Here is a 22,487-nt window from a genome sequence, read left to right as displayed (position 1 = left end):
TTATTTTCATATATACTTTACAATTATTTAATTTACTTTCTACATTTTTATGATATAATTTGTCAAATTATTTCAAAGGATTTTGATGAAAAAACTTATATTAGCATCAGTAATCTCATCTTCTTTATTATTTGCAGCAAGTAATCCAAGTCATGAATATGGATATGAAGTTACTGGATATGCAGCAGGAATTTTAAGTGATTCAAGTAATAAATTAAAAGATGACAATTACTTAAATGGTGGTTTATCTATTGCAAAAAACTTAGATAACATGATAATAGATCAAGTAGAACTTGGTTTTTTAAGAAGTCAAAGTGTTGAGTATAAAAGTGGTTCAAACACTAATATGAATACTCTATTTTTAAATGCAATTAAAAAATATGGTATTACAGATAGACTTGGAGCTTATGCTCTAGCTGGTCTAGGAAATCAAGATGTTTCTCAAGAAGTAGGAGAAAATGAAGATTCTATTTTCTTTAACTGGGGTCTTGGTTTAAGATATGATATTCCTTATTATGGTATGGCTGTAAAAGGCGATGTAAGACATTTACATGCTTTTGAAAATGGTAGAAACGATATTATGTATACATTAGGTTTAGCTATGCCTCTTGGAAAAAAATATAGTGAGCCTATTGTTGCAAAAGTTCCAGTAATAGAAGAAGAACCAAAACCTATAGAAGTTATAAAAGAAGCAGATGATGATAATGATGGAGTTGTAAACTCAAAAGATTTATGTCCAGATACGCTTCCTGGTGTTGAAGTAAATGAAAATGGCTGTGAATTAGATGATGATAAAGATGGCGTAGTTAATAGACTTGATCAATGTCCAAATACTTCACCAGGTGTTAAAGTAAATGAAGTTGGATGTGTTGCAACAGTTAACTTAAAAATCAACTTTGATTATAATTCAGCTGATGTAAAATCTGTATATAATAATCAAATTACTAAATTCTCTGAAATATTAAAAGAAGATGAAAATCTAAGTGCTACTATTGAAGCTCACACAGACTCAAAAGGTAGTGAGAAATATAATGAAATTCTATCTCTAAGAAGAGCAAATTCTATTGTAAAAGAACTAATTAAAACAGGAATAGAGCCTTCTAGACTTACAGCTGTTGGTTATGGTGAAACTAGACCCATTGCAACAAATGATACTACTGATGGCAGAGCACAAAACAGAAGAGTTACTGGACTTATAAACCAATAACAAAACTTTTTACAAGATTTAGTAAATACTAAATCTTGTAATAAAACCCTTATTTTTTCTTTTAACTATAAACTTACATAACTTTGGGTATAATCGCGAATATATAATTAAATAAAGAGGATTAGCCTTGCAAAAAAATATTAGAAACTTTAGTATTATTGCTCATATTGACCACGGAAAATCTACACTAGCAGATAGAATTATCCAAGAGTGTGGTTCAGTAGCAGATAGAGATATGTCTGCACAAGTAATGGATACAATGGATATTGAAAAAGAGCGTGGTATTACAATCAAAGCTCAAAGTGTAAGACTTGACTATGTTAAAGATGGAGAAAATTATGTTCTAAATTTAATTGACACTCCAGGTCACGTTGACTTCTCCTATGAAGTAAGTAGATCATTAGCTTCATCTGAGGGTGCTTTACTTATTGTAGATTCAACTCAAGGGGTTGAAGCTCAAACTATTGCAAATGTTTATATTGCAATGGATAATGACTTAGAACTTTTACCAGTTGTAAATAAAATTGATTTACCATCAGCAGATCCTGATAGAGTACTTGAAGAAGTTGAAGAGGCTATTGGACTTGACTGTACAGAAAACAATCTAATTTCAGCAAAAACAGGTCTTGGTGTAAGAGATTTAATTGACTCAATTGTTGATAGAGTACCTGCACCACAAGGTGATGAAAATGCTCCAACTAAAGCACTTATTTATGATTCTTGGTTTGATAACTATCTTGGTGCACTTGCACTTGTAAGAGTATATGAAGGAAGTATCAAAAAAAATCAAATGCTTAAAATGATGAATACAAAAGTTGAACATCCTGTTCTTAACTTAATGTATCCACATCCATTAAAAAGACAAAATACAAATGAAATCAAAACAGGTGAAATTGGAATTGTTGTACTTGGTCTTAAAACACTAGATGGTATTGCTGTAGGTGATACTATGACTGATGCAAAAGACCCAACACCTATTGCTATTGATGGATTTGAACCTGCTAAGCCATTTGTATTTGCAGGGCTTTACCCAATTGAAACTGATAAGTTTGAGGACTTAAGAGAAGCATTAACTAAACTTCAATTAAATGACTCTTCTATTTCTTTTGAACCTGAAAGTTCAGCAGCACTTGGTTCTGGATTTAGAGCAGGTTTCTTAGGTATGCTTCATATGGAAGTAATCAAAGAAAGACTTGAGAGAGAATTTAATCTTGACTTAATAGCAACAGCTCCAACTGTTGTATATGAAGTTTTACAAAAAGATGGTGAAAGAATTGATATTCAAAACCCTTCTGAATTACCAGAACCAAATCATATTGAAACAATCTTTGAACCATATGTAAAAGCTACTATTTTAGTACCTGATGAGTTTTTAGGAAATGTAATCAAACTTTTAAATGATAAAAGAGGTATTCAAATAAAGATGGATTACCTTGGAGCTAGAGTATTACTAGAATATGATATTCCAATGAATGAAATTGTAATGGACTTCTATGATAAACTAAAATCAACTACTAAAGGTTATGCCTCATTTGATTATGAGCCAATTGCATTTAGAGAAGGAAATCTTAAAAAACTAGATGTTAGAGTTGCAGGAGATGTAGTAGATGCTTTATCTATTATTGTTCCTGAAGACAAAGCTGTAACAAAAGGTAGAGAGTTTATTAAAGCTTTAAAAGAAATGATACCAAGACAATTATTTGAAGTAGCTATTCAAGCAAGTATTGGAACTACAATTATTGCAAGAGAAACAGTAAAATCAACAGGTAAAAACGTAACTGCAAAATGTTATGGTGGTGATATTACAAGAAAAAGAAAACTTTTAGAGAAACAAAAAGCCGGTAAAAAAAGAATGAAAGCTATTGGTAAGGTAAATGTACCACAAGAAGCATTCATGGCAGTTCTTAAAATCTAATTTTTATAAATCTTCATTAAAGTAAAAATTTATTGACTGAACTTAATTTACTAAGTTCCTCAATAAATTTTACCTTCCACCTCAAATCTTCACGAAAATTTAAGTTTTAATCAGTTTATTTATATCAATAGCAACTTCCTTTTTAAAGTCATCAATTAAATTATGCAACTTTATAGTCTCATCATTAAAAAGTTTAATAAATTTTTGTCCATTAATATTTCCTTTTTTGTATTCTTTTTTGTGTATACTTTCAATATCAGCAATAGTATCTCTTTGTTTTAAAATTTCTAAATAGTGAGGTAATAAACTTTTAAAATATAAATTGATCAACATATCAATCCTTTTGTAATTAACATTTCTTTTTTTCCCTTCTTCTATAAAATTATCCAAATAGTCATTATAAGTAATCTCATTTTTCATAACTAAAATTAACATACTATTTCTAGAAAAAAACGCATTACTCCAGCTTTCTAGTAAAAGATAAAGTTCCTCAGCTTTCTCTCTTCTTATTTCAATTTCTTTATATTTTCTTTTTGTCTTTTCACTAAAATAATCTTTTGCAATTGAAGCAAAAAAACCTACTATAGCTCCCAGTATAAGTAATAGAATTTTTTCTGTATCCATATATTGTACCTAGTAATTTTTTAATTATTATATCAAAAATAAAAACATAAAACATAAAAGATAAAAGAATGTGAGCATTTGAAAATAGCATTAAAAAAAAGGAAGTTATGTTCGTAAAGAAATTGTAACTGATTGAGTGAAGTACGAGTTGTTTGACAATTTTAGAACATAACTTCATTTTTTAGCGTATTTTCAATCAAGCTCACGATTTTCTTTTTCTTCTATTCTTTATTAAAATAAAATAAATATAACTTATAGTATTATGAAATATGAAATGCATATTATGTGAAAACCTATCTTTTCAAATTATTTGTAAAAAATGTCAAAATACCCTACTTCAAGCCTCTTTTCATAAAAGAGAGATTGAAAAAGGTTTTTTTAATTACTCTTTTTATGCGCTAAGTGATATAGAAGATTTAATTAGTTCTAAATACTATTTTCATGGGGATAGAGTTTTTAATCTTTTAGCAAAACTTTCTTTTTTTAAATTTGCACAAAATTTTACATATGCTCAAAATATTTTAGCAATTCCTATTGATGATCATGTAAGGCATGAATTTTCACATACAGCAATATTAGCACGTCATTTAAACTCACAAAATATCAAGCCTAAATACAACTGCTTAAAAGCACAGAATATAGTCAAATATGCAGGAAAAGACCTTGAATTTAGACAAAAAAATCCAAGAAAATTCAAATGTACAAAAATATCTAATCAAATGACAATTTTATGTGATGATTTAATCACAACAGGTGCTACAATAAAAGAAGCAAAAAAAGTTTTAGAAAAAAGAAATAATCAAGTGTTATTCTCTTTAACCCTAGCTGATGCAAAACTTTAGTATAATACATTTTTATTAAAGGGTATATATGATAGGAATTATTGATTATAACATGGGAAATTTAGCAAGTGTTTATAATGCTTGTCATCTAATAGATGCAAAAGCTTCAATTGTTAAAGACCCAAATGAACTAAAGAATTTTGATAGAGTAATATTACCAGGTGTTGGTGCTTTTGCTGATGCAATGGAACATCTAAATGAAACAGGTATGAAAGAAGCAATTTATGAGTTTTCTAAAACTGGAAAACCAATGATTGGTATTTGTTTAGGTATGCAGCTTCTATTTGAAAGTTCACAAGAGTTTGGTCACACAGAAGGTCTTGGTTTAATAGATGGAGAAGTTGTAAAGTTTGATAAATCAAAAATGCATGAGGATATAAAAATACCTCATATGGGATGGAATACAATTATAAATAAAGAACACTCTTTATTTGAAGGACTTGAAAACCCATATTTATATTTTGTTCACTCTTATCACGCACAAACGAAAGAAGAAAATATAATTGGTAAAACAATTTATGGATATGAGTTTGCAAGTGCTGTGAATAAAGATAATGTTTATGGATTTCAACCACATCCAGAAAAATCTCATGATAATGGTATTAAGATTTTAGAAAACTTTATAAAAATAAAATAGTATTTATATAAAAGGAGTCACAAATGAAAACAATAGCAATTACAGGATCAAGTGGATTTGTAGGAACAAATCTTAAAAGATATTTTACAGACCTAGGTTATAAAGTATTGCCAATTGCAAGAGGTGACTTATCAAATCAACAAAGACTACAAGAGATTATAAATCAAAGTGATATAGTGATAAATCTTGCAGGTGCTAATATCATCAATAGATGGAGTGAAAGTTATAAAAAGCTACTTTACACAAGTAGAATTGATACAACAAAAGCAATAGTTGAAGCAATAAATACAGTTGAAAATAAACCTTCACAACTTATCTCAACTTCAGCTGTTGGAATTTATGATAATAAACAAACATATGATGAAAATGGTACACATACAGAAGATTTTTTAGGAAAATTAGCTGAGGATTGGGAAGAAGAAGCTTTAAAGGCAAAAAGTGAAGATACAAAAGTATCCATCTTTAGATTCGGTATAGTCTTAGGAAAAGATGGTGGTGCACTAGAAAAGATGATAACACCTTTTAAACTTGGTCTTGGTGGAGTTATTGGAAGTGGGAAACAAGCCTTTAGCTTTATTCACATTGAAGACTTATTAAATGCATATAAATTTGTAATTGAAAATAATCATGAAGATGTTTTCAATTTAACAGCCCCTACTCCAACAACAAATAGAGGTTTAACTCTTGCTTTAGGAAAAACACTAAAAAGACCTACTATACTTCCAGTACCTGAATTTGTTTTAAATATAATATTTAGTGAAGGGGCAAAGGTTCTAACAGATGGACAAAGTGCTATTCCTAAAAACCTTATGGATTTAGGTTTTGAATTTAAGTACAAAACTATTAATGAAACAATAGATAATTTATGCTAAAAGAAAAGAAGAATTAAAAATAGGAGACATTAAAAGTATGGATATTTTACCAGCGATTGATTTAAAAGACGGGAAAGCTGTAAGATTAAGTAAAGGACTTATGGATAGTGCAAAAATCTATTCAGATGAGCCTTGGCAAGTTGCAAAAAGATTTGAAGAATTAGGTTCTAAATGGGTTCATGTAGTGGATTTAAATGGTGCATTTGCAGGAGAACCAGCAAATTTAGAGCAAATCAAAAAAATCAAAGAAAATTGTAATCTAAAAATCGAAGTTGGTGGTGGAATCAGAGATGAAGAGACTATCAAAATGTATGTTGAACTTGGAATTGACAGATTAATTTTAGGTTCAATTGCTGTAAAAGATCCACAATTTGTAAAAGATATGGCAGCAAAATATCCTATAGCTGTTGGTATTGATGCTATGAATGGAATGGTAGCTGTTGAAGGTTGGGCAGAAGTTTCAACTATGAGAGCAACTGATTTAGCAAAAGAGTTTGCAAATGCAGGTGTTGAAGCTATCATTTGTACTGACATTTCTAAAGATGGTATGCTTTGTGGAGTAAATGTCGAGTTTACTGAATCAATTGCATTAGCTTCAGGAGTTGATACTATTGCAAGTGGTGGAGTAAAAGACATCAATGATATCACAAACTGTAAAGCAAATGGAAATGTTGCAGGTGTAATTGTAGGAAAAGCATTCTATGAGGGAACACTTGACTTAGAAGAGGGATTTAAAGCCTTAGAAAACTAACATATAGCTATGTGTTTAATAATCACGCTACTTTTTTCAGCCTTAGCATATACCTTCTATCAAGATGAAAATATGCAAGGCTTTTATATAAATACAAGTATTGCTTTTTTCTTTGCAATACTACTTATTAGAAATATTCTCAAAACATTAAAAGATAAAAACATCAAATCAAAATAAATAAAATTATTAATAAAAGCTATAATCATGAAATAACAATAAAAACATAATTTTATGCTTAAAATAAAGACTTAATTAAATTATTTATGTTAATATATTTAAAAATAATCTTAATAAGCTAGGAAAACATATGAATTCAAACAAAAAGATAACTCTTATAATATTTTCAATGGTTACACTTTTAACACTTATTATTGTTGCACTTGTTGCCATAGGCTCAAGGGAAAGTGGATATGAGGGGGCTAAAAAAAGAGCTTATTTAACTGCTGAAATTGTTAAAAATAGTTTAACTTCCCATATGGTAAATGGAAATATGCATCAAAGAGATGTTTTTTTAGATAGCTTAGAAAGAATGGTAGAATTAAATGAATTATGGGTTACAAGATCTCCAAAAGTAACAGAACAGTTTGGCACAGAAGCAACTAATGAACTTCCAAGAGATGATATAGATAAAAAGGTTTTAAGAACAGGAAAAGAAGAAGTTATTATTGATGAAAGCTTACAAGAAGCATCACTTAGAATAACCATTCCATATATTGCATCCGCTATGGATAAACCAAACTGTTTAAGCTGTCACAATGCAAAAGAAGGAGAAGTTTTAGGAGCAATATCAATAAAGTTTGACATACATGAAGATAGACTATCAAATATTGCTATTCTTCTTAATATTATTGCTATAGTTGTATTATTTTTGATTTTTATTCTGATTTTTATTAGTAGAAAAATAAAACCTTATACTACTTCTTTTGATTCAATTACAAAGACTTTAAAAAAGGTACATGAAGGTAACTATTCAGTAAGAGCACCTGAGGGAATTCTAAAAGAAGATAAAGAGGCCTTTATGTGGCTAAATGAGATTATTGAAAAGTTAGAAACTGTACTAACAGGAATTGAGAGAAACTTAACTGCTTTTGTACATAATAGATCATCTAATTTAAATAATGACAAACTTCTTACAGCAAAAGAAATAATTGAAGATATTTCAGAAATTTACAACTATAAAAAGACAATTGAAACTGATTTAACAAAAGATGATATTTACTATAGATTAATTCAAGTTCTTTCAAATAAACTAAAAATCAAAGATTTTTATATCTTTGAAAATGACATACAAAAAGATGAAAGAAAAATAATATATGGCCCAAAAGATAAGAAACCTTGTTGTAATTTGAAAAAAGATATAAAAGAGTTATGTAGAGCAGAAAGAACTTCTAATATTATATGTTCAGAGAACTTTCCTGAGATATGTAGAGTTGCAAGTTGCAAAAGTAATAAAGAATATATATGTATACCTTTTGTAATAAATGATCAAAAATCTATTACTATTCATATTTTATGTGAGGATGAAGCTTGTATAAAACATAATAAATATCAAATTGGTATTATAAAAAAATATTTAGAAGAGACAAAACCTATCTTAGAAAGTAGAATGTTAATGGATGTTCTAAGACAAAGAAACTTAGTAGATGGATTAACTGGTCTTTATAATAGAAAATATCTTGATGAATTTGTAGAGAAAACAATGCCAAAAGAGTTAGCGCAAGATACTACTTATGTGGTAATGTTCTTAGATATTGATTACTTCAAAATGATTAATGACACTTATGGTCATGATGCAGGTGATGCAATCTTGCAAAAATTATCAAAGACTATGCAAGAAAATATTACAAATGATGAATTTATTATAAGATTTGGTGGTGAGGAGTTCTTAATTATTATGAGAAACCCTACAGAAGAGAGTGCTCAAGAATTAGCAAATAGAATTAATCAAGAGTTTTCTAAAATTGTATTTACTTTTAACAATGAATCTTTTAGTAAAACTGTAAGTATAGGATACTCTTTCTTCCCAAGAGATACAGATCAATTCTGGAAATGTATAAAATATGCTGACCTTTGTTTATATGAAGCAAAAGAAACAGGTAGAAATAAAGTAATTAGATTTACAAAAGATATACTAAAAAATGGTGAAAAAAGTAGTTATTAGATAAAAGTAGACTTTTTAAGAAGTCTACTTTTCACTTGCATCTGTATAGTGAAGTTCTAAACCATTTGATGTTGCAACGAATCCATTTACATTGATTCTTCCATCATGCACCATTTTATGGTGTTCTTTACAAAGAGGTATTAGATTGTATTTATGATTTGCATTTATATGCTCAATAAAGCCATCTTTATTTGCTCTAGCTTGTTCTTTTATATGGTGTACATCATCGCAAGGCTTGCCACAAATCACGCAAAATATTATGTTTGAAAAAAATTAGTACAATTCCACTACAAGTTCCTTTATATAATTGTTTCACTAATTTTCTTTAATAATATAAAGTACAATTAATTTTTATAAACTAAATACAATAATTACTCAAATTTAATATTTAAATTATTTCATAAAAAGTACAATAAAAAAAATATTGAATTTAAGACAAGATAATAAAAATATAAAAAAACTCAAAGGATTGCTATACTAAAATAATCCCCTCATAATATGAAAAAGGTAAAAAGTGCAAAAAAGCAAATATAATTCAAAAAAAGTAGTAATTTTTTGTGAAATAAATGAATGTTCTAATCTTGCTGATCATACACATCATATTCTAGAACAACAACATGCTGATGAAAATGGTTTTATTGGACATGTTAGAGTTAATCATAAAGCTAACTTAGTAGGATTATGTGAATCATGTCATAATAAAGTTCACAGAAATGAAATAATAATTAATGGTTATATTCAAACTTCTAAGGGATTAGAACTAGATTATAAAATAATTAAAAAATCATAATTGCTATTTTTTAAATCATTTAAACATATACACGTTAATTATTTATGATATTGAAGCAGTATTTTTTACATTTTTAAATGGATTATATAAAAAAACTTTTTCTTTAATATTTTCTATATATGTATAAAGAACTTCATATTTTTGATACTGTTTAAACTGCTTGGTAGTTTTCACTTTTGGAACAACCTTTTCTAAATAAGAATAAAACTTCTTTTTTTTCTCATCACTTAATGTTTGATATACAAATTTCATTAATCCTGTATTTTTTAACTTTACTTCATGCAAAGACTCTAGTCTATATCTATTATTTAAAAATGTTTCTAATACTTTATATTCTTTTTTATTTGCAATTTTCATAGCAGCCTTAATTTTCAGATTATCATCATATTGTTTAAATATATTTACTATACTATTTTTTAAAGATTTTTCCGTTCTTTCTACTGGAAAGACTAATTCTCTAAAAGTATCTCTTGCTAGCTTATCTACAGATTTAATTAAGTCTCTTTTAACCCATAAAAGTTGGATACAATCAAATGAGCTTTGGAATATATTTTCAATTAATAATCTATCAACTGAATTGTTATCATAGATAAACACTGCATTTTTTATTTTATACTTTATTGCTAATTTTATACTAAGCAAAACAGCCAAAGTTTCTGCTTTATTCACTGAATCAATATTTTTCAGTGTAAGTGTTTTTTGAATATTTCTTATTGGACAAAGAGAAGCTATTACTGCTATTTTTGTTAAGCTACAATATGATGCATCTGATATAAAAAAAGTGTTAGTTTTCATTTTAATCCTTATTTATAAAATAATTATATAAAAAATAAAGACTAATATTAAAATTCATTTCATTGTGTAATATTTTCAACTCACTAAAGCTAAATTAACTTTTTATTCCAAATAAAAATAAATAAATCAATATCTTGTAAAGTATACATAGGTGAAATATTAAAAGTTTCATTATCAAAAGTGTATGTTTTAAATGCATTTAAATCCAAATACTCTTTGTTGTCATAAATAACCAAGTCATCAAGTTTATAAAGTATTTTAGTTGTATTATTTATTGAATGAGAATTTAGATCATTTTCTTGAGTACAAATATAAAAATCAGTTTCATTTAAATCTTTTGCTTTGTTTCTATCTAAACTATAAGGTTTAATTTTAATCAATGAATCAATAAGAAATAGTTCATCATAATTATTGACTAATAAATCTAATAATTCTGCAATTGTATTAATTTGAAGTTTTACTTTTAATGAGAATAATTGATTTAAAGTTGAAGTATTAATTTTAACAATACTATTTTCTTTTAAACTCTCACCATCTGCATCTTGTTTTAAAAGAAATATTTCTGAACTAATATTATTAATTAAATTTTTTAACTCAATAAAAGCTTTTGAATTTGATCTTATTTTTGATTCTACAATTAATAAAAGTTTATTTTTTACTTTTTCTAATACTTTTATTTCTAACTCTTTTATTTCTTTATTATATATATTCATATCTTGCCTAACTATAGGTAGTTGTCAAAATATTTTATAAGAATTATACTTAGAAAAAACTAACTATAGGTATGAATATTGATAAAAAACTGTGAAATTTCTAAAGATGACATAAAAGAGTTATATAAAAAAATAGGAAAAAATGTAAAAAAAATTAGAAAAGAAAAAGGTATAAGTCAATTAAGCTTAGCAATTGCGATTGGACATAAATCTGTTGGTATTATTTCTAATTGTGAATTATGCCTACAAAACAAACATTTTAATATTGAACATCTTATTAAGATAGCTGATGTATTAGATGTTAATATTACTGATTTTTTTAAAGATATATAGATTTAAAAAGCTATAACCATTCATCTAAACTAGTTTTACTCTTATCTATAGCATCAATATGATTTGATTCATTCTTAAAATACATTAATACATCTAAAATAGTTTCATCTAAAAGTTTTACTTTTACAACTTCTTTTAAATATAGTTCAGGATAACCTTCTAAATAATCTATTTGTCTCAAAGTATCCCTAGAAGTAATTTCATAGACTTCACCTCTTATATAGTTAATTGATTCACTATTAATTACAAAAGGAAAAGCATTCCCTTTTACTGGATACATTGCATATTTTTCAATAGTTATTGCATCATCAATATATTTTTCATTTTCAATAAAATGATGATTTGAAAAAAACTTTTTTAGTGTTCCATATACAAAGATGTATTGTTTTTTCATTTTTATTCCTAACATATAAAATAAATATCTACTAGCTGCTTTTATATTTTTTAAAATTCTCTGCTTGTTCAAATATCTCTTTAAATACTTCATCTTTTGTAATTGGGGGATATCCATGTTTAGCTAAAAGCATAATGAGATCAACTTTTAGTTCAGCTTTAATATCATCCCTTACATTCCAATCAGTATATTTAGTTTTATCATCTACTACTTTTTTTACTTCCTTAGAAAGCTCAATTAGTTTATCTTCGGGATAAGAAAAATCAAATTTAATAGCAATAGCTTTTAAGATGTCATAAAAGGCTTTTTCTTCAAAGTCTATACCCATGTCTCCAAAAGACTCTTTTTCCTTCTGTAGATCATGATACAAGTCAATAATCTCATCAGTAAAGTCCTCTAGGACTTCACTAAGAAGGACATCTTCTTCTTTTCTTTCATTGTATTTATCTACAAGTGCTGTAAATTTCTTACTAAAATCTACTGCTTTTACTTTGTTTACTTTTTTAAAGTCTTCAAGTGCACGTGAGAGTAACTGTTGAAGTAGTTTTATCTTTGTATTTGGTAATTTAATTTTATTTATCTTATTGATATAATCTTCATCAAAAATATCAACCTGTGCTTCATCTTCACTTCCTAGTTTAAATATCTCTTCAACACCATCACTTTTAAGTGCTTCTGTTATCATTTCTTTTACTTTTGCATTCATTTGTGTTGTGTCAGGTGCATCACCTTTTGTTAGTTTTACTACTATACTTCTAATTGCTAAATAAAAATGAATATGGTCTTTTTCACTTTGAATAAACTCTTCACTACCACAACAGATATCATAAGCAGATTTTAGTCTTTTAACAATATACATAAATCTAGTTTCAAGCTCTTTTGTAAGTTGTACATATTCACTAGCTCTATTTAAACAATCTAATTGTTCGGTAGCACTGCCTTTAAAATAAGGCTCTGCATCAAACTTATGGAATAGTTTAGCAAGTAAATCTAATTGATCTTTTACAACCACTATAGATGCTTTTATATCTTCAAAGTTTTTACTATCTATTTGTGAAAATTGTTTTAAAGCTTTATTCATGGCTGTTTTAATACCTATATAATCAACTACAAGACCCTTTTCTTTTCCCTCAAACTTTCTATTTACTCTTGAGATAGTTTGAATAAGATTGTGTTGTTGTATTGGTTTATCAATATAGATAGTATCTAAGAATGGAACATCAAATCCAGTTAGCCACATATCAACAACTATTGCTATTTTAAAGTTTGATTTTTCATTTTTAAATTGAGTATCAAGAGTTTTTCTATAATCTTTAGTTCCAAGCATATCCCACAACTCTTTTTCATCATCTTTATTTCGAGTCATTATCATCTTAACTTTTTCAAGAGGAAGTATCTCTTTTTTCTCTTTCTCACAAAGTTCAATACCCTCATCACAAACTATTTTTTCATTCCAATCAGGTCTTAAAGCTATTAACTCTTTAAAAAATGAATAAGCTATTAGTCTACTACTAGATACAAACATAGCTTTACCTTTTAATGTAGCTCCCTCACTTACTCTTTTTTCATAATGTTCTATAAAGTCTTTAGCTAAAGCTTTTATTCTATCAGGATCTCCAAGTATTTTACTCATACTAGACATTGATTTTTTACTATCTTCTATTTGATGTTCATTTGCTCCAGCTTTTGCACATTCATCATAGTATTTTTCTATATCATCTAGTTTTTTATTATCAAGTAGAACTTTAGCTGCTCTTCCCTCATATACTATTCTTACAGTAATTTCATCTCTAACTGATTCTGTCATTGTATAGCTATCAACTACATCTCCAAATACATCTAGTGTAGCATCAATAGGTGTACCAGTAAAACCTACATAAGTAGCGTTTGGTAGTGAGTCATGCAGATACTTTGCAAAACCATAAGTTTTTTTCACACCATCTTTTGTAGTCTTAACTTTTTGGTCTAAGTTTATCTGACTTCTATGTGCTTCATCGGATATACAGATGATATTTATTCTTTCACTCAAGATTTCTAAGTCTTCTGTAAACTTATGTATAGTAGTTAAAAATACACCACCACTTTCTCTACCTTTTAATCTTTCTCTTAAATCTTCTCTACTTTCAACACTTACTATTCCATCATCACCTACAAAACCTTTTGCATTTCCAAATTGTTGACTTAATTGTGAATCTAGATCTGTTCTATCTGTAATAAGTATGATTGTTGGACTTGAGAAATCTACACTTTTCATAAGCATACGAGTTAAATAAAGCATAGTAAAACTTTTACCACAACCAGTAGCACCAAAGTATGTACCACCTTTCCCATCACCATGTGGTTTTTGATGTAGTTTTATATTTTCATAGAGTTTTCTTGTAGCATAGTATTGAGGATAACGACATACTATCTTTTCTTCTTTTTTAGATTTGTCAGGCATATAGATAAAGTTGTGAATAATATCAACTAATCTCTCTTTATCAAACATCCCTTGAATCATAGAGTGCATAGATGCAATACCATCTACATCAATTTCATTTCCTGTAATTTTTCTCCAAGAGTAGAAAAACTCATAAGGTGCAAAAAATGAACCTGCTTTATTATTTACTCCATCACTTATGATACAAAAAGCATTGTATTTAAAAAGTTCAGGTATATCTCTTCTATATCTTGTGGTAAGTTGTATAAAAGCATCATGAATAGTTGCTTCTTCTCTTATAGCACTTTTAAATTCAAACACCACTAATGGTATACCATTTATATACAGTATGCCATCAGGGATTCTTTTTTCGTAGCCAACTATTTCAAGTTGATTTACTATTTTAAAATTGTTTTTAGATACATTATCATAGTTTATAAATTGGATATGAATATCTTTTTTAGAAGTAACTTCTCTTTTAAAGATAAAACCATCTGATACTAACTTCATAATAGATTTGTTTGTATCGTAAAGGTCACTTACAGGGTATGATTCTAGTTTTCTGATAATTTGAGTAATTTCACTATCTGTTATATTATCAGATTTATATCTTGAGGATAGATACTCTTTTAAATCTTCTTTTATTAAGACTTCACTTTCATCTCTTTGGATATCTTTACCACTTTGATGTTTTATATCTTGCTTATCAAGTAACTCTATAAATGCTAGTTCTAGTTTTTCTTCTGTAAATTTATTCATTATTACTCTTTTCATCAAATAAACTTGGGCAATGTTCATTAAACCATTTATCTTGTTTCTTTTTTTTACCACTCTCCCGAAGTTTTAATTCTCCTAACTCTAACTCTTGAGTTCCATAAACCTTTTGAACTGAATAACTCTTTCGTTTTTCATCTCCAAATTCATCAAAAGTAGTTTTTATCTGTAAATGACAAGAGATAAGTGAGCCATTTAAAAAAGTATGTTTCCCTTCAATAACTTCTTGCTTAAACTTAGTATCTCCCATACTAAAATCAACTTTGTCACCTTTATACTTCCCTCTCCAGTTGTATTTACCTTCTTTTAATACAGGAGAAATGATTTCAATCATAGCGTCATCATCTTCTTCAAGAGTTACATTATCTTCTAAAATAAAGTTTTTAAAATATTGTCTATAGACAATCAACTCTTCAGAATTGTTTTCTATATCTTTAAAACCAATCTTTTCAACTTTTTTATAATCGTTAATTCTCTTATAAAAATTAGAAACATATTTTTGTACAAGTTTGTTATCTAATTTATTATCTATATCTCTTTCAATATCTTTTATTTTAGATATGTTGTCCAGTTGGAGATTTGTTAATGTTTCTTCTTTTATTTTTTTATCTAATTCTTCTAAATCTGCATTTTTTGTAAAGTAGTGAGTAATAATATTGTTAATAGATGGTGATAAATAATGTAATACAGGAACTCCAATAGCTAACCATTCAACAAGTCCGCCTTCCTGATAAGTTTCTGTTTCAATATCTAATTCATTGTCAAGTAACTCACCAATCTTTCTTAGTGAATCAAGAAGATCTTTCTCAGCTTTATTTCTTACAAAAGCATTCATTGAATGACTACCATCAGTAAGATAGTAGTGTATCTCTAGTTTTTCCTTTACATTATCTTTTTTCATATTATTATATTAACTCTCTTCTTCTCCATCGTTTTCTTCTACTCCATCTTTTGCAACACTTTCATAATGAAACTTTGTAAGTTCAGATGTTAAGAAATCATCCATTAAAACTTTTATAAATAAGTCTTTAGAGACTTTTGTATCTAGTAAGATTTTATCTTCACCTTGATTAAATCTAATCTTTCCAACTAATCTAGGAAAAGCTTTACAAAAGTTTATTATATTTTGATTTGGAATGTTTGCTCTGATTACAGGAGATGATTTGGCTACTTTTGTAAACTTCCTCGCATATTTTACATCATCTATCAGTTCATGTAAAACTTCAGTGTTCTCTACTAAAAGCATCTCTTCAATTGCAGTAAGTCCTACAGTTGCTTCTCTTTTAATAACTTCATGAAAGCCAAAGTTTTTTTCAAGACTTTTTAAGTCAAGTACAAATAGATTGTCATTAACTTTCATTAATTGAAAGTTTGGACTTACTCTTAAAAATTCATCATCAATTTGAGTTAATCGTGTTTCACTTTTTTTCAAAAAGAAGTTAGCTCGACCATAAATGTTAATAGAAGCCATAGTTTTATATAAGACCATTTGACTTTCATTGTTTCCTATTTCTATTAGCAATGCTTGCACATCTAATAAACTTGTATCGGATATATTCATTAAAGGTAAATCATCTGTAGTTATAACATTGTTAACACAAGCTAATTCATCAGGAATATCTACATCGTAAAGATAAACAGCATCAACTCTTTCATCTGATGTTGATAAATTTAAAATAGAAAGTTCTTCATTATCAATAACTGTTTTTCTAACACTATCAAAAAATAATGTTTTTAGTCCTACAAGAGCTTCCCCCTCTATATCAAGTTTTACGGGGTTTGATTCATTTTTTAACATTGCATAAATTGAAACACCTATTTCATCAAAATTATCATCAAAAAATTGCACTTCATCCTTTAATTCTTGCTCATTCACTAATTTGCTCCTTTTGCATAATAAATTCTATCATCAAGCTTTATATATGATACTTTCTGCCCAAGTATTATTTTTTCACGACTGATAATCACTATATTTTCTCTATCTCCATTTTTAAAAGAACCATTAGCTTTATAGATAAAAAACCCTAGTAATGCTAATGATGGATTTGCATAAAATAAATCTGTTTTTATATATATCACACCCATTACAATGAGTAATACCCCTAAAACAATCATCTGTCTTATACTTCCGAAATCAAAACTTATTAATGGAATAATATATGTTGCTAAAAAAGTTAAGTGTTCATAATTAATACTTTCAACTTTTGTTACTTCAAATGGAATACTTGTAGTTCCTTTTAAATCAAATTCAAATTTTTTATATGCAAATAAACTGTAAGAAAGCATAACTAGGCAAATGATTGGGATGATATTTGATAATAGAATATCTTTCCAATCTTCTAAATCTTTAATATTGAAACAGTCATCAGGAAATTTAATAGTAATAATAATGAAAAATGCAAATAAAAGCCCTAGTGACAATATGTATAAATTGATTTTTCTAAAATTATCATTCATTATCTACTCCTTACCCCTCTATAGTTGCCATTTTTGAAAGTAAAGTTTCTTGTAATTCTTCAAGGCAAAAAGTCAGATGGTTATTCATATTAATATTGTTTCTTATAGTGCTACTAAGATTGCTAAACTTTTCTCTGATTTTTTTAGAAGGTAATAGTACTTTTACTTCATATAACGCTGTTGTAGTAATTACCTTTTGAGTTGAACCAAAAGTGATTTCATCTATAGCTTTTTTAAATTCTTCATTCTGCATCCATTCATATAGATAAGAATTTATGCTATCATCTTTAAAATTCCTGAACCAGAAAAGATTCCCATCTTTAAAATAAAACTCTTCTTCTTGAACCATATAACTAACTCCAATAGTGCCAACAGCTGACAATAAAATATCACCTTTTGAAATAGCACCAAATCTACTTATTATTTCAGAATATCTTTCTCTTGATATATACAGTTCATTTGAAATTGACTTGCCTTGTTTTTTTAATATAATCTCTTTACTTCGATAAAAAGGTACACCCTCTGTTGTATATTCAGAAAGAAAGATTCTCTTACTGAAATTAATATCACAATAATCAGATAATGGTAATAGTTCCCACCCCTTAGGAATCTCTCTATCCAATTCATCACAAAAAACCATTTCCCCACCACTAGATTTATATGGCTTACCATTTTCATCTGGAAATTCAAAATTTACAAACCACTCTGTATATATACTTTGTACTGTATCTTCTAGTTTTTGGTTTAATTGTTCATTTAGTTTGATTCTATCTGTAATAGAGTGATACTCTTTTACTATCTCTCTTTGTTTTTCTATTGATGGAATTGGAATTTCTGATTCACATAATTCTTCCCATTTAAAACCACCTCTTATAGCACTATCACACCTAAAGTCTGCATATCTATCATACTCAGTTCTTCTAAGCCACATCATCAAATACTGTGGGTTGAGTACCTCTTCATCAATCACTTCAAAGACAGTATATGCTGGTGAAACAATTATTGGTTCTATCTCTACATGTAAAACTACAGGAAATTTGTGTACACGAATAATTGACATAAAATCACAAGCAAATTGATGCTTATAAACCAACTTATAATTTTTTAAATCTGTACCGATAATATTTGAAGTACTTTTTCTAAATTCTTTCGACATACTAAGTCCTTGTAAATCTTCAGAAATTAGCTCCTTATTTCTATTGTTTATAGATCTAATATACTCACCAAGCTTTTTATAGTTTGATTTCATAACCCAACTCTTTAAATACTGTTAATAATTCTTGTTTTGATTGTTCTTCATCTTTTAGTAGTTGTGTAAACTCATCTTTTAAAGCTGTCATCTTTGTATCAAAGTCTATATTCTCATCCCTATTTACAAACTCAATATATTTACTAGGAACTAGGGAATAGTCTTTTTTAACAATTTCATCTATTGAAGCACTGTAGCAATATTCAGCTATATCTGCATACTTGTCTTTATCACTTTGCCAAGTATGGTAAATAGATGAAATTTCATCTATTGTTTCAATATCTAATTGAGTATATTTCTTTTCAAATGGAATACCCTTTTGTCTTAAGTCCATGAATAATATTTCATCTGTTCTATCTCTATGAATTTTATTTACACCATTTTGCTCAAACTCTCTTTTGTTTTTGTTTGCATTTAAAATCCAAATAGTAACACTAATATCTGTTGTATAGAAAAGGTTTCTAGGTAAGATAACAATAGATTCTACTAAATCATTTTCTATTAGCTGTTTTCTTATTTTATATTCATCTCCACCACCACTTAATGCTCCATTTGCAAGGATAAATCCTGCTACACCATTTTGAGATAATTTTGATACCATATTAAGTATCCATCCATAGTTTGCATTTGATGTTGGTGGTACTTCATATCCTGACCATCTTGGATCATCTAGAAGTTCATTTGCTCCTCTCCAATCTTTTTGATTAAAAGGAGGATTAGCCATAATAAAATCAGCTTTTAAATCTTTGTGTTGATCTTTTGCAAATGTATCAGCTGGTACATCTCCAAGATTTGCAGATATTCCTCTAATTGCTAAGTTCATCTTTGCTAGTTTATATGTAGTTGATGTATATTCTTGTCCATATATAGAAATGTCTTTTTTATTCCCTTTATGAGCTTCTATAAACTTCATAGACTGTACAAACATACCACCTGAACCACAAGCAGGGTCATAGATTTTACCTTTGTATGGCTCTATCATATTTGCTATAAGATTTACGATAGATTTTGGAGTATAGAACTCTCCTTTTCCTTTACCTTCAGCTATGGCAAATTTACTTAAAAAGTATTCATATACACGACCAACTATATCATGACCTTTGTCTTCTATAGTATTGATGTTATTGATAGTATCTATTAAAGCAGATAGTTTACTTACATCAAGTCCTAATCTTGAGAAGTAGTTATCAGGTAATGCACCTTTTAAAGATGGATTGTTTTTTTCAACTGTAGATAATGCTGTATCTATTTTAAGTGCTATATCATCTTGCTTTGCATTTTGTTTGATATATGACCAACGTGAGTTTTCAGGAAGATAAAAAACATTCTCCATAGTATAAAACTCTACCATATCAACAAATGTTTCTTGACCTTGTTCTATTAACTGTTCTTTTCTCTCTTCAAATGTATCACTTACAAATTTTAAAAATATAAGACTTAATACAATATGTTTGTACTCAGATGATTCAACTGTTCCTCTCAACTTATTTGCACTATCCCATAGTGTCTCTTCAATACTCTTTTGCTTTTTAGCTTTTGCCATTATATTATTTATCCTAATATATCATTTAAGTTATTTTATCTAAATATTATTAAATTATTGTTTTATTTAAACTATAAATAGTATTTCATAAAATAACTTCACATCATAGCAAGAACTATTAAATTTAAAATAAATATCTCTTATTTTATTTAATTATAGTTTTTACTTTGAACTAATTCATCATCTATAACGATTTCTCTTGAGAGTGCGTATTTTACAACATCAAAATTTTCTTCATCAAAATTATCACCAAATTCTATTTTTGCTTCTCTTTTTACTAATTCCTGAGATTTTTTATCTTGTAAAAATGTTCTTAGTGATACTTTGACTCCTCCGTCATTTAAATCTAAACCCATTAGTTTTAATGCTGTAGCAATATATCTCATTGTAGTTATAACATCAGCATGACCAAGTTTTTGTTGTAAAGCAGAAATCAATAAAGGATTAGGTGTAACCCCTGTATTTTCAAGTGGTATTCCCTTTACATTTGCAACATCCATAATAGTCCATGTTGCAAATGTATGTCTTAACCAGTGAGGAGTAATCTTATTTACAGTTCTTCCCATTTTTTCAGATACTTCATTAAATACAGTCCAAACATCATGTTTTTTTATTTCTTTCCCTCGTTTTGAAATCCAAATTAGACTATCATTTATCTCAATATTAAGTCTTTCACATCTTTCTTCATAAAGATACTTACGTTCATTATATATTCTTATTAAATAATTATCATTTATTTCTTGCATAGTTCTTAAAGGTAAATCATATTGTTTAATATCACCTCCTTTTGCTATATATGACTTTTTAGTTATATCATTAATTCCTTTTCCACTTGCATACAACTTTAATAATCCTTTAAAGTCAGATTCAACAGCTTCTAAAGCAGCCGTAATTCTCAACCCTGTCTCAACCATAAATAAAACAATCATTTCATAAACAACATCTATATTTCGTAAATGTTGTCTTAGTTTAGAGAACTCTGTTCTACTTAATGCATGATAAGATAAAAATTTAGGAGAAGGTTTTACTTTTAAAGTCCATGTATCTACGTATTCATGTTCAATTAAACTAGATCTTTTATCTAAGTGATTTAGTAATCCTTTTGGTTTAAATTTTTTAGACTTTCTTGTAGTTAAAACCATGTTATTTGAAATATTGATTTTTTCCATATACTTATAAAATTTGAACCAAGTATTTAATTTATGATTCATTGAATCATTTTTAATAGGTTCATATGGATAACTTTTATAGTCTTTGTTGTTATTTGTATCCCAACACAACATTGCATTTCTTATTATTCTTATTTCATTTTCTGTAGCCTCATTCCATTTTAAACCCATTTCATTTAAATGACGATATAATTCTGCTATTTGAAAAGCAATACTTGAATGACTACTCTTTCCCAATAAAGAACCATGTCTACCTCCATATCTTGATTCATAAATGAAAAACTCTGTTGATGGAATATCTATATTATTATTAACTAAAAGTAATGTAATTTCTCTATTTTTTAAATTAGGGTGTGAAATTGTTTTTGTTTCAATATTCATTTTAATTGACTTTCTAATAACTTAATTTTATTAAAATACAAGTCTCTTTCATTCTTTAATTTTTTAATAGTTTTTTCTTTTTGGATAAGTTCTTCATTTAGCAATAATTTATCATCATAATATTTTGATATTTCTATTAATAAGTTATCTATTTGATTTTTGAGTCTTTTAACTTCATCTATTGATTTTTTAGATACAGTACTTTTAATTTTCTTATGTTCTTTTTTATAACTCTCAATCTCTTCTTTTAATGTTTTAAATTCAATACTAGTGGGTTTTTTTAAACTCGTAGGACTAATTTTTGTTGGCAATTTACTGTCATACAATTCATTTGCCAAATCAATAACTTTTGATATAGTTACATTATTAGAAGTTGGTGTAGATTCATTTTTAAGTATATCTATAGCTTCACTCAATGCTTTTAACTTTAAGTCTCTAATATCTTTTGTATCTCTTGCCAT

22 protein-coding genes and 1 pseudogene are annotated in these 22,487 nt (G+C 27.5%); 10 read left to right on the top strand and 13 right to left on the bottom strand.

The genetic code is table 11. From position 1 onward, the window contains the following. The first annotated feature begins 85 nt into the window (after nucleotides 1-85). Together NJU99_RS03235 and lepA are read left to right on the top strand one after the other, a co-directional pair. A complete protein-coding gene (locus NJU99_RS03235; protein WP_254577305.1) occupies nucleotides 86-1,207 on the top strand; it encodes an OmpA family protein in 1,122 nt (373 codons plus the stop codon). Between the two features lie 127 nt (nucleotides 1,208-1,334). Beyond that, nucleotides 1,335-3,122 carry a translation elongation factor 4 gene (gene lepA / locus NJU99_RS03230; protein ID WP_254577304.1) on the top strand — a complete coding sequence of 596 codons (1,788 nt, stop codon included), beginning with the start codon at nucleotides 1,335-1,337 and terminating at the stop codon, nucleotides 3,120-3,122. 99 nt (nucleotides 3,123-3,221) lie between these two features. Here lepA and NJU99_RS03225 read toward each other — a convergent pair whose 3' ends face one another. Further along, nucleotides 3,222-3,746: a hypothetical protein gene (locus tag NJU99_RS03225; RefSeq protein ID WP_254577303.1), complete on the bottom strand. Its 525-nt coding sequence runs from the start codon at nucleotides 3,744-3,746 to the stop codon at nucleotides 3,222-3,224. A gap of 269 nt (nucleotides 3,747-4,015) precedes the next feature. On the opposite strand from NJU99_RS03225, the gene NJU99_RS03220 reads away from it, so the two are divergent. The 6 genes from NJU99_RS03220 to NJU99_RS03200 all read left to right on the top strand — a co-directional run bounded on the left by NJU99_RS03220 (nucleotide 4,016) and on the right by NJU99_RS03200 (nucleotide 9,009). Further along, entirely contained in the window at nucleotides 4,016-4,588 is a 573-nt protein-coding gene (locus NJU99_RS03220; protein ID WP_254577302.1) for a ComF family protein, read from the top strand. A gap of 28 nt (nucleotides 4,589-4,616) precedes the next feature. After that, nucleotides 4,617-5,225 (top strand): imidazole glycerol phosphate synthase subunit HisH, encoded by a 609-nt coding sequence (gene hisH / locus NJU99_RS03215; RefSeq protein WP_254577301.1) that lies wholly within the window; start codon nucleotides 4,617-4,619, stop codon nucleotides 5,223-5,225. Nucleotides 5,226-5,248: 23 nt separating this feature from the next. After that, nucleotides 5,249-6,097: a TIGR01777 family oxidoreductase gene (locus tag NJU99_RS03210; RefSeq protein ID WP_254577300.1), complete on the top strand. Its 849-nt coding sequence runs from the start codon at nucleotides 5,249-5,251 to the stop codon at nucleotides 6,095-6,097. A gap of 37 nt (nucleotides 6,098-6,134) precedes the next feature. Next, entirely contained in the window at nucleotides 6,135-6,848 is a 714-nt protein-coding gene (gene hisA / locus NJU99_RS03205; protein ID WP_254577299.1) for a 1-(5-phosphoribosyl)-5-[(5-phosphoribosylamino)methylideneamino]imidazole-4-carboxamide isomerase, read from the top strand. 9 nt (nucleotides 6,849-6,857) lie between these two features. Next, a complete protein-coding gene (gene ypmT, locus NJU99_RS14990) occupies nucleotides 6,858-7,025 on the top strand; it encodes a protein YpmT (protein WP_429726345.1) in 168 nt (55 codons plus the stop codon). A gap of 130 nt (nucleotides 7,026-7,155) precedes the next feature. Further along, nucleotides 7,156-9,009, top strand: coding sequence for a GGDEF domain-containing protein (locus NJU99_RS03200; protein ID WP_254577298.1), 1,854 nt, complete (start codon nucleotides 7,156-7,158; stop codon nucleotides 9,007-9,009). A 24-nt stretch (nucleotides 9,010-9,033) separates the two neighbouring features. Here the strand turns inward: NJU99_RS03200 and NJU99_RS03195 are convergent. Then, a pseudogene (locus NJU99_RS03195) lies at nucleotides 9,034-9,261 on the bottom strand (HNH endonuclease); the annotation flags it as partial. A gap of 262 nt (nucleotides 9,262-9,523) precedes the next feature. On the opposite strand from NJU99_RS03195, the gene NJU99_RS03190 reads away from it, so the two are divergent. Then, nucleotides 9,524-9,799, top strand: a complete 276-nt coding sequence (locus NJU99_RS03190) for a hypothetical protein (protein WP_254577296.1) — start codon at nucleotides 9,524-9,526, stop codon at nucleotides 9,797-9,799. Nucleotides 9,800-9,841: 42 nt separating this feature from the next. On the opposite strand, the gene NJU99_RS03185 is transcribed toward NJU99_RS03190, so the two are convergent. Both NJU99_RS03185 and NJU99_RS03180 read right to left on the bottom strand, forming a co-directional pair. Continuing rightward, entirely contained in the window at nucleotides 9,842-10,594 is a 753-nt protein-coding gene (locus tag NJU99_RS03185) for a ribonuclease H family protein (RefSeq protein WP_254577295.1), read from the bottom strand. An 89-nt stretch (nucleotides 10,595-10,683) separates the two neighbouring features. Beyond that, a complete protein-coding gene (locus tag NJU99_RS03180; RefSeq protein ID WP_254577294.1) occupies nucleotides 10,684-11,307 on the bottom strand; it encodes a hypothetical protein in 624 nt (207 codons plus the stop codon). 78 nt (nucleotides 11,308-11,385) lie between these two features. Here NJU99_RS03180 and NJU99_RS03175 point away from each other — a divergent pair, with 78 nt between their 5' ends. Continuing rightward, nucleotides 11,386-11,640 (top strand): helix-turn-helix domain-containing protein, encoded by a 255-nt coding sequence (locus NJU99_RS03175; protein WP_346731816.1) that lies wholly within the window; start codon nucleotides 11,386-11,388, stop codon nucleotides 11,638-11,640. 10 nt (nucleotides 11,641-11,650) lie between these two features. Here the strand turns inward: NJU99_RS03175 and NJU99_RS03170 are convergent, their stop codons facing one another. From NJU99_RS03170 to NJU99_RS03130, 9 genes are all read right to left on the bottom strand, one after another. Continuing rightward, a complete protein-coding gene (locus NJU99_RS03170) occupies nucleotides 11,651-12,034 on the bottom strand; it encodes a gamma-glutamylcyclotransferase family protein (protein ID WP_254577293.1) in 384 nt (127 codons plus the stop codon). A gap of 31 nt (nucleotides 12,035-12,065) precedes the next feature. Continuing rightward, nucleotides 12,066-15,212, bottom strand: a complete 3,147-nt coding sequence (locus tag NJU99_RS03165) for a type I restriction endonuclease subunit R (protein WP_254577292.1) — start codon at nucleotides 15,210-15,212, stop codon at nucleotides 12,066-12,068. Further along, complete coding sequence (locus NJU99_RS03160; protein ID WP_254577291.1) at nucleotides 15,205-16,128, bottom strand: hypothetical protein; 924 nt, start codon at nucleotides 16,126-16,128, stop codon at nucleotides 15,205-15,207. Before NJU99_RS03160 ends, NJU99_RS03165 begins: the two co-directional genes overlap by 8 nt. 9 nt (nucleotides 16,129-16,137) lie before the next feature. Further along, nucleotides 16,138-17,103 (bottom strand): anti-phage protein KwaB, encoded by a 966-nt coding sequence (gene kwaB, locus NJU99_RS03155; protein ID WP_254577290.1) that lies wholly within the window; start codon nucleotides 17,101-17,103, stop codon nucleotides 16,138-16,140. Beyond that, nucleotides 17,103-17,684 (bottom strand): anti-phage protein KwaA, encoded by a 582-nt coding sequence (gene kwaA / locus NJU99_RS03150; RefSeq protein ID WP_254577289.1) that lies wholly within the window; start codon nucleotides 17,682-17,684, stop codon nucleotides 17,103-17,105. Before kwaA ends, kwaB begins: the two co-directional genes overlap by 1 nt. Before the next feature lie 10 nt (nucleotides 17,685-17,694). Further along, entirely contained in the window at nucleotides 17,695-18,933 is a 1,239-nt protein-coding gene (locus NJU99_RS03145) for a restriction endonuclease subunit S (RefSeq protein ID WP_254577288.1), read from the bottom strand. Beyond that, nucleotides 18,917-20,476, bottom strand: coding sequence for a type I restriction-modification system subunit M (locus NJU99_RS03140; RefSeq protein ID WP_254577287.1), 1,560 nt, complete (start codon nucleotides 20,474-20,476; stop codon nucleotides 18,917-18,919). The genes NJU99_RS03145 and NJU99_RS03140 overlap by 17 nt, the downstream gene beginning before the upstream one ends. Nucleotides 20,477-20,625: 149 nt before the next feature. After that, nucleotides 20,626-22,026 carry a tyrosine-type recombinase/integrase gene (locus NJU99_RS03135; RefSeq protein WP_254577286.1) on the bottom strand — a complete coding sequence of 467 codons (1,401 nt, stop codon included), beginning with the start codon at nucleotides 22,024-22,026 and terminating at the stop codon, nucleotides 20,626-20,628. Beyond that, on the bottom strand, nucleotides 22,023-22,487 hold the full coding sequence (locus NJU99_RS03130) for a hypothetical protein (RefSeq protein ID WP_254577285.1): 465 nt from the start codon (nucleotides 22,485-22,487) through the stop codon (nucleotides 22,023-22,025). Before NJU99_RS03130 ends, NJU99_RS03135 begins: the two co-directional genes overlap by 4 nt.

Origin of the sequence: Arcobacter roscoffensis (genome assembly GCF_024267655.1) — a bacterium.
GTDB classification, from domain to species: Bacteria; Campylobacterota; Campylobacteria; order Campylobacterales; family Arcobacteraceae; genus Arcobacter_B; species Arcobacter_B roscoffensis.
This window is presented reverse-complemented; position numbering and strand designations above follow the sequence as displayed.

Excerpts from the sequence above, each read along its gene's own strand:
- NJU99_RS03235 (WP_254577305.1), top strand. The coding sequence starts at position 86 with ATGAAAAAACTTATATTAGCATCAGTAATCTCATCTTCTTTATTATTT.
- NJU99_RS03225 (WP_254577303.1), bottom strand. The coding sequence starts at position 3,746 with ATGGATACAGAAAAAATTCTATTACTTATACTGGGAGCTATAGTAGGT.
- NJU99_RS03220 (WP_254577302.1), top strand. The coding sequence starts at position 4,016 with ATGAAATGCATATTATGTGAAAACCTATCTTTTCAAATTATTTGTAAA.
- hisH (WP_254577301.1), top strand. The coding sequence starts at position 4,617 with ATGATAGGAATTATTGATTATAACATGGGAAATTTAGCAAGTGTTTAT.
- NJU99_RS03210 (WP_254577300.1), top strand. The coding sequence starts at position 5,249 with ATGAAAACAATAGCAATTACAGGATCAAGTGGATTTGTAGGAACAAAT.
- hisA (WP_254577299.1), top strand. The coding sequence starts at position 6,135 with ATGGATATTTTACCAGCGATTGATTTAAAAGACGGGAAAGCTGTAAGA.
- ypmT (WP_429726345.1), top strand. The coding sequence starts at position 6,858 with ATGTGTTTAATAATCACGCTACTTTTTTCAGCCTTAGCATATACCTTC.
- NJU99_RS03200 (WP_254577298.1), top strand. The coding sequence starts at position 7,156 with ATGAATTCAAACAAAAAGATAACTCTTATAATATTTTCAATGGTTACA.
- NJU99_RS03185 (WP_254577295.1), bottom strand. The coding sequence starts at position 10,594 with ATGAAAACTAACACTTTTTTTATATCAGATGCATCATATTGTAGCTTA.
- NJU99_RS03180 (WP_254577294.1), bottom strand. The coding sequence starts at position 11,307 with ATGAATATATATAATAAAGAAATAAAAGAGTTAGAAATAAAAGTATTA.
- NJU99_RS03170 (WP_254577293.1), bottom strand. The coding sequence starts at position 12,034 with ATGAAAAAACAATACATCTTTGTATATGGAACACTAAAAAAGTTTTTT.
- NJU99_RS03165 (WP_254577292.1), bottom strand. The coding sequence starts at position 15,212 with ATGAATAAATTTACAGAAGAAAAACTAGAACTAGCATTTATAGAGTTA.
- NJU99_RS03160 (WP_254577291.1), bottom strand. The coding sequence starts at position 16,128 with ATGAAAAAAGATAATGTAAAGGAAAAACTAGAGATACACTACTATCTT.
- kwaA (WP_254577289.1), bottom strand. The coding sequence starts at position 17,684 with ATGAATGATAATTTTAGAAAAATCAATTTATACATATTGTCACTAGGG.
- NJU99_RS03145 (WP_254577288.1), bottom strand. The coding sequence starts at position 18,933 with ATGAAATCAAACTATAAAAAGCTTGGTGAGTATATTAGATCTATAAAC.
- NJU99_RS03140 (WP_254577287.1), bottom strand. The coding sequence starts at position 20,476 with ATGGCAAAAGCTAAAAAGCAAAAGAGTATTGAAGAGACACTATGGGAT.
- NJU99_RS03135 (WP_254577286.1), bottom strand. The coding sequence starts at position 22,026 with ATGAATATTGAAACAAAAACAATTTCACACCCTAATTTAAAAAATAGA.
- NJU99_RS03130 (WP_254577285.1), bottom strand. The coding sequence starts at position 22,487 with ATGGCAAGAGATACAAAAGATATTAGAGACTTAAAGTTAAAAGCATTG.